The organism is Tenacibaculum bernardetii, from assembly GCF_029125915.1.
GTDB classification, from domain to species: Bacteria; Bacteroidota; Bacteroidia; order Flavobacteriales; family Flavobacteriaceae; genus Polaribacter; species Polaribacter bernardetii.
Genome location: NZ_JAQJCU010000008.1, coordinates 88684 through 108211 on the forward strand (window position 1 = coordinate 88684; position 19528 = coordinate 108211).

18 protein-coding genes are annotated in these 19528 nt (G+C 31.6%); 5 read left to right on the forward strand and 13 right to left on the reverse strand.

Annotated features, from left to right (window positions below):
* Positions 1-249: 249 nt before the first annotated feature.
* The 11 genes from ettA to P2G10_RS08525 form a co-directional block, all read right to left on the reverse strand.
* Positions 250-1941, reverse strand: coding sequence for an energy-dependent translational throttle protein EttA (gene ettA / locus P2G10_RS08475; protein WP_218772852.1), 1692 nt, complete (start codon positions 1939-1941; stop codon positions 250-252).
* Positions 1942-1959: 18 nt separating this feature from the next.
* The gene (locus tag P2G10_RS08480; RefSeq protein WP_218772853.1) at positions 1960-2142 is read right to left on the reverse strand and encodes a CAL67264 family membrane protein; all 183 of its coding nucleotides are present in this window, start codon (positions 2140-2142) and stop codon (positions 1960-1962) included.
* A gap of 114 nt (positions 2143-2256) precedes the next feature.
* Positions 2257-3243, reverse strand: a complete 987-nt coding sequence (lpxD, locus tag P2G10_RS08485) for a UDP-3-O-(3-hydroxymyristoyl)glucosamine N-acyltransferase (RefSeq protein WP_275316097.1) — start codon at positions 3241-3243, stop codon at positions 2257-2259.
* A gap of 100 nt (positions 3244-3343) precedes the next feature.
* On the reverse strand, positions 3344-5368 hold the full coding sequence (locus P2G10_RS08490) for an NADPH-dependent 2,4-dienoyl-CoA reductase (RefSeq protein ID WP_275316098.1): 2025 nt from the start codon (positions 5366-5368) through the stop codon (positions 3344-3346).
* A 250-nt stretch (positions 5369-5618) separates the two neighbouring features.
* The gene (locus P2G10_RS08495; protein ID WP_275316099.1) at positions 5619-6329 is read right to left on the reverse strand and encodes a pirin family protein; all 711 of its coding nucleotides are present in this window, start codon (positions 6327-6329) and stop codon (positions 5619-5621) included.
* A 72-nt stretch (positions 6330-6401) separates the two neighbouring features.
* Positions 6402-7271, reverse strand: coding sequence for a pirin family protein (locus tag P2G10_RS08500; RefSeq protein WP_275316100.1), 870 nt, complete (start codon positions 7269-7271; stop codon positions 6402-6404).
* 85 nt (positions 7272-7356) lie between these two features.
* A complete protein-coding gene (locus P2G10_RS08505) occupies positions 7357-7794 on the reverse strand; it encodes a MarR family winged helix-turn-helix transcriptional regulator (protein WP_218772858.1) in 438 nt (145 codons plus the stop codon).
* Positions 7795-7826: 32 nt separating this feature from the next.
* The gene (locus tag P2G10_RS08510) at positions 7827-8075 is read right to left on the reverse strand and encodes a glutaredoxin family protein (RefSeq protein ID WP_218772859.1); all 249 of its coding nucleotides are present in this window, start codon (positions 8073-8075) and stop codon (positions 7827-7829) included.
* 78 nt (positions 8076-8153) lie between these two features.
* On the reverse strand, positions 8154-8687 hold the full coding sequence (locus tag P2G10_RS08515; RefSeq protein WP_218772860.1) for an NADPH-dependent FMN reductase: 534 nt from the start codon (positions 8685-8687) through the stop codon (positions 8154-8156).
* 2 nt (positions 8688-8689) lie between these two features.
* On the reverse strand, positions 8690-9097 hold the full coding sequence (locus P2G10_RS08520) for an OsmC family protein (RefSeq protein WP_275316101.1): 408 nt from the start codon (positions 9095-9097) through the stop codon (positions 8690-8692).
* A 6-nt stretch (positions 9098-9103) separates the two neighbouring features.
* Complete coding sequence (locus P2G10_RS08525) at positions 9104-9454, reverse strand: DoxX family protein (protein ID WP_218772862.1); 351 nt, start codon at positions 9452-9454, stop codon at positions 9104-9106.
* Between the two features lie 116 nt (positions 9455-9570).
* On the opposite strand from P2G10_RS08525, the gene P2G10_RS08530 reads away from it, so the two are divergent.
* Entirely contained in the window at positions 9571-10041 is a 471-nt protein-coding gene (locus P2G10_RS08530; RefSeq protein WP_275316102.1) for a GNAT family N-acetyltransferase, read from the forward strand.
* A 74-nt stretch (positions 10042-10115) separates the two neighbouring features.
* On the opposite strand, the gene P2G10_RS08535 is transcribed toward P2G10_RS08530, so the two are convergent.
* Together P2G10_RS08535 and aceB are read right to left on the reverse strand one after the other, a co-directional pair.
* Complete coding sequence (locus tag P2G10_RS08535; protein ID WP_275316103.1) at positions 10116-11738, reverse strand: isocitrate lyase; 1623 nt, start codon at positions 11736-11738, stop codon at positions 10116-10118.
* A gap of 84 nt (positions 11739-11822) precedes the next feature.
* Positions 11823-13418, reverse strand: coding sequence for a malate synthase A (aceB, locus tag P2G10_RS08540; protein ID WP_218772865.1), 1596 nt, complete (start codon positions 13416-13418; stop codon positions 11823-11825).
* 148 nt (positions 13419-13566) lie between these two features.
* Between aceB and P2G10_RS08545 the strand changes: the two genes are divergently transcribed.
* Genes P2G10_RS08545 through P2G10_RS08560 form a run of 4 tightly spaced genes read left to right on the forward strand, consistent with a single transcriptional unit; the run spans position 13567 to position 19522 of the window.
* Positions 13567-15045 (forward strand): helix-turn-helix domain-containing protein, encoded by a 1479-nt coding sequence (locus P2G10_RS08545; protein WP_275316104.1) that lies wholly within the window; start codon positions 13567-13569, stop codon positions 15043-15045.
* 59 nt (positions 15046-15104) lie between these two features.
* On the forward strand, positions 15105-16733 hold the full coding sequence (locus tag P2G10_RS08550; protein WP_275316105.1) for an acyl-CoA carboxylase subunit beta: 1629 nt from the start codon (positions 15105-15107) through the stop codon (positions 16731-16733).
* Between the two features lie 18 nt (positions 16734-16751).
* Positions 16752-18749 (forward strand): DUF3352 domain-containing protein, encoded by a 1998-nt coding sequence (locus tag P2G10_RS08555; RefSeq protein ID WP_275316106.1) that lies wholly within the window; start codon positions 16752-16754, stop codon positions 18747-18749.
* 56 nt (positions 18750-18805) lie between these two features.
* Positions 18806-19522, forward strand: coding sequence for a YebC/PmpR family DNA-binding transcriptional regulator (locus P2G10_RS08560; RefSeq protein WP_275316108.1), 717 nt, complete (start codon positions 18806-18808; stop codon positions 19520-19522).
* The last annotated feature ends 6 nt before the right edge of the window (positions 19523-19528 follow it).

Below are 19528 nucleotides of genomic sequence, written 5' to 3' on the forward strand. Positions count from 1 at the left end.
AAATACACTTCTTAAATGTTAAAAATAAACACTATTTATAAACTTTTTATGTATTTGTAATAAATATTGTTATTTTTTGGCACATTTATTGTAGTTAACAATTCTTTAACATAAAACACAAACTATGAAAAACTATCTACTAAACAGTTTTTATTATTGGTGGGAGAATTGTTAAATGAAAAGGAAAGAAAAAACTCGAAGTATGCTAGCTTCGAGTTTTTGTTTTTTATAATAAAATATAGTAAGTAATTATCTAATTAGCTTTCTATATTTAATACGTTTCGGCATTAAATCTCCTCCTAAACGTTTCTTCTTATTTTCTTCATATTCAGAGAAACCACCTTCAAAGAAATATACTTCACTGTTTCCTTCAAAAGCTAAAATGTGTGTACAAATTCTGTCTAAAAACCACCTATCGTGACTAATAACAACCGCACAACCAGCAAAATTCTCTAAACCTTCTTCTAAGGCTCTTAAAGTATTTACATCTAAATCGTTTGTTGGCTCATCTAATAATAAAACGTTTCCTTCTTCTTTTAAAGTCATCGCTAAATGCAAACGATTACGCTCACCACCAGAAAGTGTAGAAACCTTTTTATTTTGCTCACTTCCACCGAAATTAAAACGACTTAAATAAGCTCTAGAATTTACTTGCTTACCGCCCATCATTACTAAATCTTGACCTTCAGAAAAGTTTTCCCAAATAGATTTATCTTGATCGATATTAGAGTGTGCCTGATCTACATAAGCAATCTTAGCTGTTTCACCTACTTTAAAGTTTCCGCCATCAGGAGTTTCTTCTCCCATAATCATTTTAAAAATGGTGGTTTTACCAGCACCGTTTGGTCCAATAATTCCAACAATTCCAGCTTGCGGAAGATTAAATTCTAAATTATCATATAATAATTTATCTCCAAACGCTTTCGAAACTCCACTCGCTTCAATTACATTGGTTCCTAAACGAGGTCCGTTAGGAATGTAGATTTCTAATTTCTCATCAGTTTGTTTCTGATCTTGACTCATCAATTTATCATAGTTCTTCAAACGCGCTTTTTGCTTTGTTTGACGACCTTTTGCTCCTTGACGAACCCATTCTAATTCTCGTTCTAATGTTTTTTGACGCTTAGAAGCTGTTTTGCTTTCTTGTGCCATTCTTGAAGATTTTTGATCTAACCAAGAAGAGTAATTCCCTTTCCAAGGAATTCCTTCACCTCTGTCTAATTCTAAAATCCAACCTGCAACGTTATCTAAGAAATATCTATCGTGCGTTACCGCAATTACAGTTCCTTTATATTGTGCTAAATGATGCTCTAACCAGTGAACAGATTCTGCATCTAAGTGGTTTGTTGGTTCATCTAACAATAAAATTTCAGGTTCTTGTAATAAAAGTCTACATAAAGCAACTCTTCTTCTTTCCCCTCCTGATAAGTTTTTAATTGGTGTATCACCATCTGGAGTGCGCAATGCGTCCATGGCAATTTCTAGTTTGGTGTCTAGTTCCCAAGCATTCGAAGCATCAATTTTATCTTGAAGCTCTGCTTGTTGCGCCATTAACTTATCCATCTTATCTGCATCAGAATACACTTCTTCTAAACCAAACATATCGTTGATTTTATTGTATTCTTCTAAAATAGCCACCGTTTCAGCAACTCCCTCTTTTACGATTTCGATAACTGTTTTACTATCATCTAATTTAGGCTCTTGCTCTAAATAACCAACTTTATATCCTGGTGAAAAAGTTACATCTCCTTGGAAATTTTTCTCAACTCCTGCGATGATTTTTAATAAGGTAGATTTACCCGATCCGTTCAAACCTAAAATACCAATTTTGGCTCCGTAGAAGAAGCTTAAATAAATATCTTTTAAAACTTGTTTATTAGTACTTTGATAGGTCTTTGAAACCTTATTCATTGAAAAAATGACCTTCTTATCGTCTGACATTTTATTGTTTTTTATTAATTAAACTCTTCCTTTTAATGCATTAAAAACCCATGCATTTGCAAAGAAACCTAAACCTACTGCTGCAAATCCATAGCCAGCTACTTCATCATATCTAAAAGCCCCTAAACCTACTAGTAAAAGACCTATTAAAATCATTATAAACGTTGCCCAAGCTAGGACAGTATTTTTATTCATTGCCATAATTTACTCTTTATAAAAAATGTGAACTGCAAATATCGACATTTATTTTCTCTTTAAATAATTCGCATAAAAAAATCTTACCAGAAGTAAGATTTTTAAAAGTAAATTTATTTTTTAACTTCTTGCTAACTTACGTAAAGCAACCCATTGTTTCATCATTTCACGAGCATCTGTTGCAGGATAACCAACTACTGTTTTTCCTGCGGCAACATCTGCAATAACTCCTGATCCTGCTCCTACCTTTGCACCTGAATGAATTGTTGTATGATCTTTTATTGAAGCACTTCCTCCAATAACAACGCCATCACCTAATGTTACCGAACCTGCTAAACCGCTATTTCCTGCCATGATGCAAAATCTACCTAACACAGAGTTATGACCGATTTGCACTAAATTATCAATCTTACATCCATCTCCTAATATAGTAGAACTAAACTTACCTCTATCTACACAAGAATTTGCTCCTATTTCTACTTGATTTCCGATAATAACATTTCCTATATGTGGAATCTTAGTTAAACCTTTTTCACTTGGTCTGTAACCAAATCCGTCTGCTCCAATACTTACATTTGCGTGAAAAATACAATCATTACCAATTACACTTCGCTCTCTGATTACGGTACCCGACCAAACGATTGTATTACTACCAATAGTAGTATCATCAAAAACTGAAACATTCGGATACAAAATAACGCCTTCTGATATAACCACATTTTTACCAACATATGTGTTAGCACCAACCTTAGAACCTACACCAATTTTTGCTGTTTTATCAATTACTGCCGTTGGATGAATATCAGTTTCAAAATGAGGACCATCTTCTTGAAATACTTCTAATAATGTTGCCATTGCTAGATCCGCATTTGTTACTTTTATAAATGCTTTATCAACTCCTGGTTCAATTTCTATTTTAGCATCAATAATTGCGGCACTAGCGTTAGAACTATCCCATAAACGAGCAAATTTCTTATTTCCAATAAAAGTAATTTGACCTTTTTTTGCTTTTTCAATTTGCTCTGGAGCGGTAATTTCTTCGGAACAATCTCCGATTAATTCCCCCTTTAATAATGAGTTAATTTCTTTTATTGTGAATGATTTCATGTTTGTTTTTTCTGATTAGTTTGCTAAAAATACTGTTTAATTATGCAACAAAAAAATCCTACTTGATGTAGGATTCTTAATATTTTAATTTTACTTGTTGCTATATTTCTGCAGCCAACCTACTACCCTGATTTATAGCTCTTTTAGCGTCTAACTCTGATGCGAAATCTGCACCTCCAATTACATGGGTTTTTATTCCTTTGGCCTCTAGAGGCTCTAGTAATTCTTTTAACGGAACTTGACCTGCACAAATAATTACATGATCAACTGCTAATACTTTTTGTTCTTCATTTTGAGTGTAATGCAATCCTTCATCATCAATCTTAGTGTATTGCACTTCATTAATAAATTGTACTTTTTTCTTTTTTAAAGTTGCACGATGAATCCAACCTGTTGTTTTTCCAAGATTTGCACCAAACTTACCCTTACTTCGTTTGAACATAAAAATTTCTCTTGGTGATGGATGTATTGCTGCTTTAACACCTTCTATTCCACTTCTTGCGGTAAGAGTTTTATCGATTCCCCATTCTTTTAACCAAGCATCAATATTTAAAGCAGTGCTTTCTCCTTCGTGTGCTAAGTATTCTGATACATCAAACCCAATTCCTCCTGCACCAATAACGGCAACTCTTTTGCCTACTGATTTTTTTAATTTAACGACATCAATATAACTTAATACTTTCTCATGATCAATTCCGTTAATTTTTAACTCTCTAGGTTTTATTCCTGTTGCAATTACAACCTCATCAAAATTACCTTTTTCTAAATCATCTGCAGATACCCTTGTATTTAATTTTACAGTTACATTATGCAGTTCTAATTGCTTATTAAAATAACGGATTGTTTCATAAAACTCTTCTTTACCCGGAATTTGTTTTGCGATATTAAACTGACCTCCAGTTTCTTTATCAGCATCAAAAAGTGTTACATCATGTCCTCTTTGAGCAGCAATGGTTGACGCTGCCAAACCTGCAGGTCCTGCTCCTACAACTGCGATTGTTTTCTTTTTTTCTGCTGGATTATAATTGAATTCTGTTTCATGACAAGCTCTCGGATTTACCAAACAGCTAGCTACTTTTTTCTGAAAAGCATGATCTAAACACGCTTGATTACAAGCAATACAGGTATTTATTTCATCATCCTTTTCTTCTCTCGCTTTATTTACCCATTCAGGATCTGCTAAAAACGGACGCGCCATAGAAACCATATCTGCATGTCCTTCTGCTAATACTTTCTCTGCCGTTTCTGGCATGTTTATACGGTTAGAAGTTATCAACGGAATTGATAATTCTTCTTTCATTTTTTGTGTTACCCAAGTAAACGCTGCTCTTGGTACCGATGTTGCAATGGTAGGAATTCGTGCTTCGTGCCAACCAATACCTGTATTTATTATAGTGGCTCCTGCTTTTTCAATCTCTTTACCTAACTGAACAACTTCTTCCCATGAACTTCCTTGTTCTACCAAATCTAACATTGATAATCGGTAAATGATAATAAAATTTTCACCTACACTTTTACGAATTTTCTCAACGATTTCAACTGCTAAACGAATTCTGTTCTCGTAACTACCTCCATAGTTATCGGTTCTTTTATTGGTTCTTTTTACAATAAATTGATTAATTAAATAACCTTCTGAACCCATAATTTCTACTCCGTCATAACCAGCTTCTTGTGATAGTTTTGCACAGTTCACAAAATCTTTAACCGTTCTTCGAATTCCCGATTGTTTTAAAGCAAACGGTTTAAACGGATTAATTGGTGCTTGTATTTTTGATGGTGCTACTGTTAATGGGTGATAGCCATAACGACCTGAGTGTAAAATTTGCATGCAAATTTTACCACCTTCTTTATGCACTGCATCTGTAACGACTTTATGTTCTCTTGCATGTTTTTTTGTGCTCATTCGAGCAGAAAATGGCGCTGTCCAACCTTGAATATTTGGTGATATTCCACCTGTAATAATTAATCCTACTCCTCCTCTAGCACGTTCTGCATAATATGCTGCAATTCTCTCAGTTCCGTTTTTTTCTTCCTCTAAACCAGTGTGCATAGATCCCATTAAAATTCGATTTTTTAAGATTGTAAAACCTAAATCTAATGGCTCAAATATATGTTTGTATTTCATGAATTGAATGTTTAAAAGTATTATGCATGCATAATACTTTGCAATATATGTTTATTTTTTGAACTTAAAAAGTAAAACAACTAATTACAAAATCATAAAATATTAATAAATAAATCCTATCATATTAAGATCTATTAAGGAAGATAAATTATAACGGATATATTAAACTAATATATTTATACCTCTTTTCTTCTGCTAAAGAGATCTTAAAAGAGAACTAAGGTTTTTGAATAAATAAATTCAATTATTATTACATATTCATGGGTACATCAATAACCAATAATTTACTGTTTTTGTTACCAGTAATAGTTACGACATCTACATCATAAATACCTATTGCATCTCTTGTTTCTAGCGTGTCATTTTCTATATCAATAGATCCGCCTATTAAGAAAAAATAATCTGCATTTTTTAATTCATAGGTAACTTCTATACCTTTATCTAAATCAATCATTGCTAAATATCCTTGTTGATTTATAGGTAAAGAGTTTGCTATTTGCTTATTTCTTGGCGATACTAATGTTTGAAATTTATTTTTTCTTCCGGAAGCATCAAACATTTTTTGATTGTAATATGGTGTTACATTTTCTATTTCTGGAATAATCCAAAGTTGTAAAAAATTAACTTCATCTGTTTTACTATCATTAAATTCAGAATGTGTTACTCCTGTTCCGGCACTCATCACCTGCACTTCTCCTACTTCTATCGAACGCTTGTTATTCATACTATCTTTATGAGACAATGCACCTGAAATTGGAATAGAAATAATCTCCATGTTCTTATGAGGATGGGTACCAAAGCCCATTTTTGGTTGTACAATATCATCATTTAAAACACGGAGCATTCCGAAATTCATTCTTTCAAAATCCTGATAACTTCCAAAACTAAACGTGTGATTAGACTTTAACCAACCATGATCTGCATAACCTCTAGAGGCTGCTTTGTGAATTATTTTTTTCATCGTTTTAAATATTTATCGCGTTCATAAAGTATATAATGGTGTTTGTTAGAACCAAAAGTATTTTCTAAAATATTAATATAAATAACCCATCTTTCCTTTTTGATAATCACGCATAGCTTCCATAATTTCGGTTTGCGTGTTCATTACATAAGGTCCGTATTGCGTTATTTTTTCTTTAATAGGCGCTCCTGAAAGTACCAACAAGTTGGATGTACCTTTTGCTTCAATTTTTATTAAGTTTCCGTCTTTATTAAAAACAACCATTTGTATTTCTCCTTTTTTTAATATTGTTGATTCATTTATCAGAATTTCCCCATCTAATAAATAAACTAACGACTGATGATCTTCAGGAATATTAATTTCTACACTTCCTGATTCTTTAGCTTTTAACGTAAAAACATTCACTGCTGTTTGCGTTTTTATCACACCTTTTTTACTAGCCTGCTCTCCGGCAATAACTTTTAACTGAATAGTTTCATCATCGTTTTCAATTACAGGGATATATTCACTTTTTAAATGTTGATAATTAGCTGGCATCATTTTTTTTGACGCTGGTAAGTTTAACCACAATTGGATTCCTTCTAAATCACCTCCTTTTTTAATAAATTCTTTTGATGGTCCTTCTCCATGAATTATTCCTCTTCCAGCAGTTGTCCATTGTACATCTCCCGCTTTTACAATCATTTCATTTCCTAAAGAATCTCTATGTAATTGCTCGCCTTTAAATAACAATGTAATAGGTTCAAAACCACGATGTGGATGCGGTGGTAAATCAAACGGATTGTTAAATTCACTAATTGCATACGGTCCGTAATGGTGTAATAATAAAAAAGGATCTACATTTTCGATCCCTTCTGTTGGCAATGGTTGTCGCAGTTTTATTGGCCCCATGTTAACTAAAGGACTCGCTACTTTATGTTGTATTGTTTTTAGTTTCTTCATTTTATATTGATTTAACACTAAATAATCTCCATGGAAAATACTTTTACATAATTATTCAATTTCAATATATTAACTACTAAATATATTATCTTATTTTATCTAATAAGTCACTTAGTTGAGCAGCTTCTTTTTCGGTTAAATTACCTAAATAATCTAAATTTAATGATTTATCAATTGTAGTTAATAATTCTAATCCTTGTTTAGAAATATTAATATAAACTACCCTCCTGTCATGTTCACAACGAATTCTTTCTATAAATTTTTTTTCGCATAACTTATCCATTAAACGAGTTGCGTTAGGAGCACGCTCTATCATTCGGTCTTTAATAACCTGTACTTTTATAGCTTCTCCTGCTCCTCGTAAAATTCTTAGAATATTAAATTGCTGCGGTGAAATTCCGTAAGGTTTAAAAAATTCATTTTCGTTACTACTTAACCAATTTGCAGTATATTTAATATTTATTAATGCTTTTACTTTATTACTTGGAAATTTAGATTTTATGTCTTTAGAAATATCTCCCATTTTTAATTAATCGTAATTAGTATAAAGTCAGCTTAACCTTTTAGGCTAGCTTCCTTTAATATTTTATTAAAATCATCAGAAGTTGGTGTTAAATACACCTCATCATTAATAAATAATGTTGGGTATTTTAAAACGCCATCATATAATTCTTTTGTATGCTGTTTGGCTTTTTCATCAGTTGCTACATCCTTATATTCAAATGGAATATCTGCCATTCGTAAATAGTTTTTAAAAGCTACCGTGTGGGCGTGTCCTTTTCTTCCGTATATAACAATCTTCATTTTTTATTTCTTTAATTAATACAAATTTACACAAAAACACTTTTAAATTCCAAGGAATATAAAATCAGTTCACGTAATTTATAACAATGATTTTTTAAATATTAAAACAGCTTTTTCTAATTGATGTTTTAAAGCTTCATCAACAATAGTATTCTCTTTAAAATTATCAAAGAAACTAGGTAAAGAGAAATCTGCAACTATGTTTCCACCCAAATGTGGAAATCCGTTTTTAGCTATTAATAAAGCAGATGCTCCACCTCTTGCTCCTGGAGATGCTGCCATTAATAACATCGGAATGTTATTCCATAATTTCGAATTAATACGAGACATCCAATCATACATATTTTTAAATGCCACGGTAAAATTCCCATTATGTTCTGCTAACGATAAGATAATTCCGTCTGCATCTTGAATTAAATCAAAAAACTTCTGAGCATTCTTCGGTATTCCATTTACATTCTCTTCATCGATTCCATACACAGGTAAACTAAAGTTATTTAAATCTAAGACATTTATTTCTGCCCCATCAACTAAACTAGCAGCATAAATTGCTAATTCTTTATTAATTGATTTCTTACTATTGCTTCCTGCAAATGCTATTATTTTTTTCATTCTTATATTATTTTTGATGTTATAGGAGTTGCTCCTTTTACCATTTTTGCAACAGGACATTTCGCTGCCATTTCTAACAACTTAATTCTTTGCATCTCTGTAACTTCTTTTTCAAAAGATATTTCTTCTGTTAGTGTTTTTTTAATTCCTTCGGATGTTAACTCTTCTTTCTGAGTTACATTCACAGTTATTTTACCAACATCCCAGTTTTTACGCTCTGCATACATTCGTAATGTAATTGAGACACAGCTTCCAATTGCTGTTAATAAATACTCTACAGGCGTTGGTCCTTTATCATTACCTCCTTTATTTGTTGGCACATCAATTACCGCCTTATAATTTCGCATAGTTGCCTCTGCAAAATAATTATTAGTTGTTAATATGGTTTCTGAAGATACTTTACTTGCCATTTGTCTTTATATTTTTTTACTATACACGTATGAAATTATTAATAAAATCATTGCAACCAATGCCGCTGTTTGCTCACCATCACCAATCATAACATGTGCAAAAAAAGCAAGTATAAATGCAAAGAAAAAACCTGCATACGCCCATTCTTTAATTGTTTTATTTGCTACAAACCAAATAGCAACTAGCCCTAATATTTTTGCCGCTGCATACGGATAAATAATATATGTTGGGTATCCGAAGTTTGTAAACATCTGCATTACTGCTTCATGATTAAACAAATACATTCCTGCAGAAAACAACATTAATAATGACAATAAACCTGTTGCTACGTAATATATAATTTTATTTTTTTTCATTTTCATATGTTTAAAACCTTACACAAAGATACTAAATTATATTTTATTTTCCATGGATATTAATTTCAAGGTAAATTTCAATATTTTAAAACAATAGTATTTTATACTTTTGTAAAATGAATACAATAGAAATAGAAAATTTTAAAACTCAATATTCTGCTCATTTTTATGACCTGAATATAGAATGGCTGAAAACCTTTTTTTTTGTTGAACCTTTTGATGAAGAGGTTTTAAGCAACCCTACTAAATACATCATTAATAAAGGCGGACATATATTTTTTGCAAAATTAAATGATGAAATTGTTGGTACAGTTGCCTTAATGCCTAAAGGAACTACTTTCGAGTTAACGAAAATGGCCGTTTCACCAAAACACAGAGGTTTTAAAATCGGACAACAATTAATGAAGCATTGTATAAATTTTGCTAAAACTGATTTACAATTAAACAACCTAATTTTATATTCTAATACCGCCTTAGAAAACGCTATTTACATCTATAAAAAATATGGATTTATAGAAATTCCGGTTGAAGAAAATTGTCCATACGAACGTTGCAATATTAAAATGGAACTACATCTAAATAATTAAAAAACTCCAGCTTTCGCTGGAGTTTTCACTTCAAAATAAAATATATAATTAACTAATTATACATTTCTAATTTATTAAACAGCCATTTTAATTTTTCTTTTTTCTACTTGTTTTACTTCAAACTGATTTGACGTATTTTTCTCTCCTCCTGCTTTTAAAGCATTATCACCTGCAAAAAAGGTTTTATGATCATCTCCTAGGTTAGAACCTGCCATTCTTTGATGCTTCACACACGAAACTCCTTTTCTAATTTCTTGCCTTTGTACTCCTTTTACATAAGCTAACATTCCGTCCTCTCCAAAATAACCTTCCGTTAAATCATTCATGTGAAGCGCTGTTGTATGATATGTTGGTAAAGTTATTAAATGATGAAAAATACCTGCTTCACGCGCACTATCTGCTTGAAAAGTTCTGATTTTCTCATCCGCTATTCTACATAATTCCGAGCCATCATACATAACATCCATTAAATTATTTTTATCATAAAAAGACATATCTTTTCCATCAATAAACATGGCATCATATACTTGATTACGGAAGTTTAAAGTCCAATTAAAAGAAGGTGAATTATTATATACTAATTTGGCATTAGGTACCACTTCTTTTACCTTATTAACCATATTTGCAATTTGTCCTACATGCGGAGTTGGCGTTTCGATCCATAATAAATCTGCCCCATTTTGTAAACTCGTAACACAATCTAACACAACTCTATCAATATTAGAACCTTCCTTAAATTTATACAATCCGTTAGCCAATCTTACCGGACGCACTAATTTTCCATCTCTCTTCAATAAAACATCATCCTCTTTAGCTTGGTCAATTGCAATTTCTTCTGCTTCTACAAAAGCTAAATATTGCGATGCTAAATCTCCAGGTTCTTGACTTACTGGTAATTTTTGAGTTAAACCTGCGCCTTCAGAATCGGTACGCGCCACTATAACTCCGTCTTCTACACCTAATTCTAAAAATGCATATCTAATTGCATTTAACTTCGCTATAAAATCTTCGTGAGGAACCGTTACTTTTCCGTCTTGATGACCACATTGTTTTGCATCAGAAACCTGATTTTCGATTTGAATAGCACAAGCTCCAGCTTCAATCATTTTTTTAGCCAAAAGGTATGTTGCTTCTTCGTTACCAAAACCTGCATCAATATCTGCAATAATTGGTACAATATGAGTTTCGAAATTATCTATTTTATCTTGTACGTCTTCACCGTTTTCTAATCTTCTAAATAAATCATTTAACTCAATTCCATCTGCTTGACGTAAAAAATCATAAATCTCACTAATTAATGAAGAAACAGCTGTTTTTTCGTGCATTGATTGATCAGGAAGTGGTCCAAATTCAGATCGTAACGCTGCTACCATCCAACCCGATAAATACAAATATCTTTTACTAGTTGTTTGATGGTGTTTTTTTACTGCTATCATTTTTTGCTGCGCCACAAATCCGTGCCAACAACCTAAAGATTGGGTATATTTTGATGAATCTGCATCATATTCAGCCATATCTTTTCTCATGATACCTGCTGTATATTTAGCAATTTCTAAACCTGTTTTAAAACGATTTTGTGTAATCATTCTAGCTGCATTTTCAGAAGTAATAGCATCCCAAGTACTACCGTATTTTTTCTTAAGAAGTTTTACGGTTTCTAATGCCGAATTATAACTTCCTTGCGCTAAATTTTTCATAAGTTTGTTTTTAATTATTAAAGTTCTCTAGATTTTGATAATTCCGTCTCGCAAACTATTGCCGTAGTTGCGAGACACTTTTTTTTATATGTGTTTGTATGCCGAAAGCGTTAAAAACTCTTTGTATTCTTTTGATACAACTAATTCATCAAACAGCTCAATTGCTAGTGTAAATTTTCCATTTATAAAATTACTTTCGCCTACTAAATCTTTAATTTTTTCTAACTCTTCTTTCTTTAATGATTGATACATCGAAAGATTAAAATTCCTACCATCTTCAATCTTTACATTACGATGTAACCACAACCAAACCTGAGTTCTTGAAATTTCTGCAGTAGCAGCATCTTCCATTAAATTATACAAAGCTGCCGCTCCGTTTCCGCGCAACCAACTTTCGATATATAAGACCCCAACATTTATATTTTTTCTAATTCCCTCTTCAGTAATAGTTCCTTTTGGCATTTCAACTAAGTCAGCTTCAGAAATTTTTACATCATCTCTAGAAACATGAATTTGGTTTTTCGTAGTCATATTTTCATTAAAAACATCCATTGCTACTTTTACCAAGCCTGGATGTGCAACCCACGTACCATCGTGCCCATTCCTCACCTCTTGCTCCTTATCTACAAATACTTTCGCAAAGGCAGCGTCATTAGCTTTTTCATCATTTTTAATCGGAATTTGAGCAGCCATACCTCCCATTGCATGTACTTTTCGTTTATGACATGTTTGAATTACACGTAATGAATACGCTTCCATAAACGGAGTTTTCATTGTTACCTGATCTCTATTAGGAACCATAAAACCTTTGTGATTTCTAAACTTTTTAATATATGAGAAAATATAATCCCAACGACCACAGTTTAAACCAGCCATGTGATCTTTTAACTCATATATAATTTCATCTAACTGAAAACTAGCCGTAATTGTTTCAATCAACACCGTTGCTTTTATTGTTTTCTGCGGAATGTTTAAATAGTCTTGCGCGAACACAAAAACATCGTTCCACCAACGAGCTTCTTTATAATGTTCTAATTTTGGTAAATAAAAATAAGTTGCTGAGTTTTGCTCCTGCAAGGTTTTAATATTATGAAAAAAATACAATCCAAAATCAACTAAAGAGCCAGACATTTCTTGTCCATCTATAACAAAATGTTTTTCATTTAAATGCAAGCCTCTTGGCCTTACCAATAACGTTGCGGTTTGATTATTTAATGAATATGTTTTATTTTTTTTCTCATTATAAAACGAGATTACTTTATTGTTTGCATCTCTTAAGTTAATCTGACCTTCTAAATTATTTAAGATATTAGGAGAATTACTATCTTCAAAATCTGCCATAAAAGTTTTAGCACCACAGTTTAAAGCATTAATAACCATTTTACGATCTACCGGCCCAGTAATCTCAACTCTTCTATCCAATAAATCGTGAGGCAATTCTGCACACACCCAATCACCTTCTCTAATAGCTTTTGTTTCTGAAGGAAAAGAAGGATAATTACCCATATTAAAATAAGCCTGATCAATTTCTCTTTCCTCTAATAATTGTAATCGTTTTTTGTTGAATTCTTCATGAAGATTAGTTAAAAACAGTTTTGCCTCATCTGTTAAAACACTTTTATAATTAGCCTCATTAAAACCTACATATTGAATTCCTTTTACTAAAACATCCTGACTCATAACCACTTATTTTTTTATTGATAGTTCAATGATATAAAAAATAAATGAAAATAAATAGCGAACGTTCGCTAAATACATAAAATATTCTAGTTTTTATTAATTCGCTAATTTTAATACCTTTGAATTGCGAATCTTTTAATTTTAAATTTTGGAAGAAGAATATATTAGACTTGTTTTTGGATTAAAACTAAAACAAATACGTACAGACAAAAAACTATCCCTTTTCGGGCTAGCTAAACTTACCGGTTTATCAAAATCTTATTTAAACGAGATTGAAAAGGGGAAGAAATATCCTAAAACAGATAAAATTGTTATTCTTTCAGAAAAGTTAGAAGTTGCTTATGATCATTTAGTTTCTTTAAAACTTGATAAAAATCTGGCTCCTATTGGTGAGATTTTACAATCTAAAATTTTAAAAGAAATTCCGTTAGATTTATTCGGGATTAAAGAAAGCAACTTAATAGATATTGTAGCAAATGCTCCAGCTAAAGTAAATGCCTTTATTAGTACGATTATAAAAATATCTCAGAACTATAATTTAACTCGAGAAAATTTCTTCTTAGCTTCATTACGCTCTTACCAAGAGGCGCATAATAATTATTTTGAAGATATAGAAAACAATGTTGTCGCTTTTGCCAAAGCATACCACATAAACCTAAACAAACCTATCAACTCTAAAGATTTAGAAGATATTTTAGTTAGCGAATATGGTTATACTATTAATAACGAGGAACTTTCTAAGCATCGAAAATTATCGGAATTAAGAACTATTTACATCCCTAAAAACAAAACATTATTAATTTACGACACTGTAAACGAAGCTCAAAAAACATTCATATACGCCAAAGAAATAGCGTATAACTATTTAAAAATTGAAAACCGTTTATATACTTTTCCTTGGATAAAATTCGAGAGTTTCGATCAGGTTTTAAATAATTTTATAGCCTCTTATTTTGCTGGTGCTTTAATAATTCCGAAAGAAAATCTTATTAAAAACTTAACTCATTTTTTCTCATTAAAAGAATGGCAACCGCTACAGTTACATAAAATAACTAAAAATTATAATTGCTCTGACGAAACGTTTTATCAGCGATTAACTAATATTTTACCGAAGCATTTTAATATAAAAAATTTATTCTTTTTACGGCTTACACATAAAGAAAACTCAGAATTTTTTAAACTATCTAAAGAACTACATATTACACAGCAACAAGCACCACATGCCAATAGAAACAACGAACATTATTGCAGAAGATGGCTTTCTATAGAAACAATAAAAGAATTAGAAAAATCGACAGATAAAAACTCTTCTTACGGAATACAAATTTCCTCTTACGAAAACACTAAAAACGAATACTTAGTATTATCTGCCGCAACTGCCGATCCTTTTAAAGATAACAACAACCGAAGTGTAAACATAGGGATGTTACTTTCACCTCATTTAAAGAAAAAAATTCAGTTTTTTAAAGAAGACACCTTTACAAAAAAAACGGTAGGTGTTACTTGTGAAACTTGCGCTATTAAAAACTGTAAAGAACGTGTAGCCGAACCACGCATTTTAAACAAACAATCTAGAAACAACGAAATTGCAAAAACCATAGAAAACATCATTCAATCCTACACTTAAACGACTTGTAGTATAAACTGTTTTTCTTACTTTAGCAATCGCAAACAAATAACTTACAAATGGATCTTAACTTCAACAAAAACGAAGACCACAATAAACTTTTAGCATCAGACTTACGCACACGCTTTGCCAAAGTAAAATTAGGTGGCGGACAAAAACGTATTGATAAGCATCACGAAAAAGGGAAATTAACCGCAAGAGAGCGTATTGAATATCTTTTAGATGACAATACTAAATCGATAGAAATCGGTGCTTTTGCTGGCGAAGAAATGTACAAAGAACACGGCGGATGCCCATCTGGTGGTGTGGTTGTAAAAATAGGTTATGTTAGCGGTAAACAATGTATTGTTGTTGCAAATGATGCCACTGTAAAAGCTGGCGCTTGGTTTCCTATTACAGGAAAAAAGAATTTAAGAGCACAAGAAATATCAATAGAAAATAAATTACCAATTATATACTTAGTAGATTCTGCTGGTGTTTATTTACCATTACAAGATGAAATTTTTCCGGACAAAGAACACTTCGGAAGAATTTTCAGAAACAATGCAATTATGAGCAGTATGGGAATTACCCAAATCTCTGCTATAATGGGTAGCTGTGTTGCTGGTGGTGCTTATTTGCCAATTATGAGCGATGAAGCTATGATTGTAGACAAAACAGGAAGTATTTTCTTAGCAGGAAGTTATTTAGTAAAAGCTGCAATTGGCGAAAGTATTGATAATGAAACATTAGGTGGCGCAACAACACATTGCGAAATTTCTGGTGTTACCGATTATAAAGCAAAAGACGACAAAGATGCTTTAGATAAAATAAAATTTGTTGTTGATAAAATTGGAGATTACGACAAAGCTGGCTACAGCCGTAAAGAAGCTTTTCCTCCAAAAGAAAACGAACAAGATATTTTTGGGATTCTTCCGAAAGAAAGAAATGCACAATACGACATGTTAGAAATTATCAATCGTTTGGTTGATAATTCTGAATTTGAGCAATATAAAGAAGGTTACGGAAAAACAATTATTACAGGTTACGGTCGTATTGATGGTTGGGCTGTTGGTATTGTTGCCAATCAACGAAAGTTAGTAAAAACTAAAAAAGGCGAAATGCAATTTGGTGGAGTGATCTATAACGATTCTGCCGACAAGGCAACACGTTTTATAGCGAACTGTAATCAGAAAAAAATCCCTTTAGTTTTCTTACAAGATGTTACCGGTTTTATGGTAGGTTCTAAATCTGAACATGGCGGAATTATAAAAGACGGTGCCAAAATGGTAAACGCTGTAAGTAATTCAGTTGTTCCTAAATTCACCATCGTTATTGGTAATTCTTACGGAGCAGGAAACTACGCTATGTGTGGTAAAGCTTACGACCCAAGATTAATTGCTGCTTGGCCAAGTGCTGAATTAGCTGTTATGAGTGGAAACTCTGCTGCAAAGGTTTTATTACAAATTGAAACTGCCTCTTTAAAGAAAAAAGGAGAAGAAATTACTCCTGAAAAAGAAGCTGAATTATTCGACAAAATAAAATCTCGTTACGATAAGCAAATTTCACCGTATTATGCAGCTGCAAGAATTTGGACAGACGGAGTTATAAATCCGTTAGATACCAGAACGTGGATTTCTATGGGTATTGAAGCTGCTGATCATGCTCCTATCGAAAAGAAATTTAATTTAGGCGTTATTCAAGTATAATTTCACACATCATTAGTTATGAGAAAAAAGATTTTATGGACTTTGCTACTAGCCTTTTTGGGGTTTTTAGCGTATCAAACTTATGTTTTTACACTTGCTGAAGAAGATAATATAAAGCCTATTTACCTTGTACCTAATGATGCTGTTTTTATTTTAGATACCGAAAGACCTATTGATACTTGGGAAGAAATTAATGCTAGTGAAATATTGCAACATCTTAAAAAGAACGCCTATTTTAAAGACATTAGTAAAAGTGCCAATACACTCGATAATATTGTAAAAGAGCAAAAAAGCATTCTTAATTTTATTGGCGAGCGAGATGTATTAATATCTGCACATGTTTACAAACCTAAAAATTATGACTTTTTATATATTGTTGACCTAGAGAAACTTTCGAAACTCGATTTTTTTAAAAGCAGTATATCACAACTAACAGGCGATGGTTTTAAAATTACAAAAAGAATATTTCAAAACCATGAAATAACAGAGCTGTACGACAAGAATAAAAGAGAAACATTACATATCGCTTTTATTAAAAATCAGTTAATAGCTTCGTACACACATATTTTAGTAGAAAACTCAATAAATCAATATCAAAAACCCGTAATTGGTAGAGATGTTAATTTTGTGGAGATTACTAAAGAAACTCCTGAAGACGGATTTTTTAAAGTGTTTTTTCAGTACAAATACTTACATAAATATCTTTCTTGTTTTACAAATAAAGCCAACAAAGAAGTCGTTGAAAATATTCAAAACTCACTTTATTATTCTGGTTTTGATGTTTCTTTAATCGAAGGAACTATTATTCAGGCAGAAGGATTTACCAATGTGCAAGAAAATTCAGAAAGCTATTTAACCGCTATTCAAAGATCAGGAAAAGGGAAAAGAACTATTGCCAATGTCGCTCCAAAAAATACTGCGTTATACGTAAGTTTTGCTTTTGATAGCTTTAATACCTTTCAAGAAAACTTCGAAGAATTAAAAAAAGAAAAGCCTCTAGAGTTCGAAACTTATAATCAGCAAATTAAAGAAATCGAAAACACACTCGACATCAATATAAAAGAGAATGTGTATAGTTGGATTGGTGACGAAGTTGCATTGATACACTTCAATTCTTCGCTTTCTAGAAACAAAAAAGATGTTGCGGCGATTTTTAAAACTACCGATATTGATGACGCTTCTGAAAATTTGAATTTCATTTTATCAAAAATCAAAGAAAAAACACCTTTACAGTTTAAACAAATTACCTACAAAAAGCACACTATTAATTTTTTAGACCTTAAAGGCTTCTTTAAAATAGTTGCTGGTAATATGTTTAAAAAAATGGAAAAACCATACTTTACTATCATTAATGATTATGTTGTTTTTAGTGCGAATCCGAATACTTTAAAAGAAATTATAAATAACAACATTACCAATTACACTTTAGCGTCTTCAAAAGAATTTAAAGAATTCAACTATCTATTTGATGATAAATCTACCATTTTCACCTATATAAATACGCCTTACATTTATAATGATTTAGTTAGTTTTGTTGATAAAAAAACACAGCTTCAAATAAAGGAAAACAAAGATTATTTTATCTGTTTCAATCAACTTGGTATTCAACTAACTTCTGAAGGAAATATTTTTAAAAGTAATATCACAACTACTTTTAATGAACCAGGATATGTTAAAGAACAGGTATCTATTAATCAAAAATTAAAAAAAGAACTCACTTTAAAACTAAGTCCCAAAAAAGACAGCCTTTCTGTAAAACCTGCTGATGCTATTTTTAACATCAAAGAAATTAATCCTTCTGATTTAAGCGCGAATGAGTACAAGGAATATTATAGTGACGGAAAACTAAAGTTTGAAGTACAACTAGATGATGGTTTACTAGACGGAAGATATAAAATGTATTACCCTAATGGAAATATAAAAATAAAAGGAAGCTACAAAAACGGAAAGAAATCGGGTACATGGCGAGCTTACGACGAAAAAGAAAATAATCTGATTATCAAAAAAAGATTTTAATTGTAATTAAATAATGCAATAGTTACATTTGCCGTTGCATAAACAAAACTTAAAAAATGGGAAGAGCATTCGAACTTAGAAAAGGACGTAAAATGAAGCGTTGGTCTGCAATGGCTAAAACATTTACCAGAATTGGTAAAGATATTGTAATGGCAATTAAAGACGGAGGTCCGAATCCTGATACAAATTCGCGTTTAAGAGCTGTAATGCAAAACGCAAAGGCAGCAAACATGCCTAAAGACAATGTAGAACGCGCTATTAAAAAAGCTGCCGATAAAGATACAAGCGATTACAAAGAAGCTTTATTTGAAGGTTATGCGCCACACGGTATTGCGATTGTTGTAGAAACTGCAACCGATAATAATAACAGAACTGTAGCAAATGTACGTGCTATTTTTAATAAATGTGATGGTAACTTAGGTACATCAGGATCCGTAGTTTTTATGTTTGATCGTGTTTGTAATTTTACAGTTAAAAAAGAAGATATTAAAGTCGATTTAGAAGAGTTAGAACTAGAATTAATCGATTTTGAGGTTGAAGAAGTTTTTAACGACGATGAAGGTATTATTATCTATGCTCCGTTTGAACAATTTGGCGCTATTCAATCTTATTTTGAAGAAAATAATATAGAAATTATCTCTTCAGGGTTTGAAAGAATTCCAACTACTACTACTAAGCTTTCAGAAGAACAGCAGGCTGACGTTGAAAAGCTTTTAGAAAAATTAGAAGAAGATGATGATGTACAAAATGTATATCACAGTATGGTTATGTAATAATCA

Bases quoted from the DNA above. Each gene is read 5' to 3' on its own strand.
- ettA (WP_218772852.1), bottom strand. From the start codon at position 1,941: ATGTCAGACGATAAGAAGGTCATTTTTTCAATGAATAAGGTTTCAAAG.
- P2G10_RS08480 (WP_218772853.1), bottom strand. From the start codon at position 2,142: ATGGCAATGAATAAAAATACTGTCCTAGCTTGGGCAACGTTTATAATG.
- lpxD (WP_275316097.1), bottom strand. From the start codon at position 3,243: ATGAAATCATTCACAATAAAAGAAATTAACTCATTATTAAAGGGGGAA.
- P2G10_RS08490 (WP_275316098.1), bottom strand. From the start codon at position 5,368: ATGAAATACAAACATATATTTGAGCCATTAGATTTAGGTTTTACAATC.
- P2G10_RS08495 (WP_275316099.1), bottom strand. From the start codon at position 6,329: ATGAAAAAAATAATTCACAAAGCAGCCTCTAGAGGTTATGCAGATCAT.
- P2G10_RS08500 (WP_275316100.1), bottom strand. From the start codon at position 7,271: ATGAAGAAACTAAAAACAATACAACATAAAGTAGCGAGTCCTTTAGTT.
- P2G10_RS08505 (WP_218772858.1), bottom strand. From the start codon at position 7,794: ATGGGAGATATTTCTAAAGACATAAAATCTAAATTTCCAAGTAATAAA.
- P2G10_RS08510 (WP_218772859.1), bottom strand. From the start codon at position 8,075: ATGAAGATTGTTATATACGGAAGAAAAGGACACGCCCACACGGTAGCT.
- P2G10_RS08515 (WP_218772860.1), bottom strand. From the start codon at position 8,687: ATGAAAAAAATAATAGCATTTGCAGGAAGCAATAGTAAGAAATCAATT.
- P2G10_RS08520 (WP_275316101.1), bottom strand. From the start codon at position 9,097: ATGGCAAGTAAAGTATCTTCAGAAACCATATTAACAACTAATAATTAT.
- P2G10_RS08525 (WP_218772862.1), bottom strand. From the start codon at position 9,454: ATGAAAAAAAATAAAATTATATATTACGTAGCAACAGGTTTATTGTCA.
- P2G10_RS08530 (WP_275316102.1), top strand. From the start codon at position 9,571: ATGAATACAATAGAAATAGAAAATTTTAAAACTCAATATTCTGCTCAT.
- P2G10_RS08535 (WP_275316103.1), bottom strand. From the start codon at position 11,738: ATGAAAAATTTAGCGCAAGGAAGTTATAATTCGGCATTAGAAACCGTA.
- aceB (WP_218772865.1), bottom strand. From the start codon at position 13,418: ATGAGTCAGGATGTTTTAGTAAAAGGAATTCAATATGTAGGTTTTAAT.
- P2G10_RS08550 (WP_275316105.1), top strand. From the start codon at position 15,105: ATGGATCTTAACTTCAACAAAAACGAAGACCACAATAAACTTTTAGCA.
- P2G10_RS08555 (WP_275316106.1), top strand. From the start codon at position 16,752: ATGAGAAAAAAGATTTTATGGACTTTGCTACTAGCCTTTTTGGGGTTT.
- P2G10_RS08560 (WP_275316108.1), top strand. From the start codon at position 18,806: ATGGGAAGAGCATTCGAACTTAGAAAAGGACGTAAAATGAAGCGTTGG.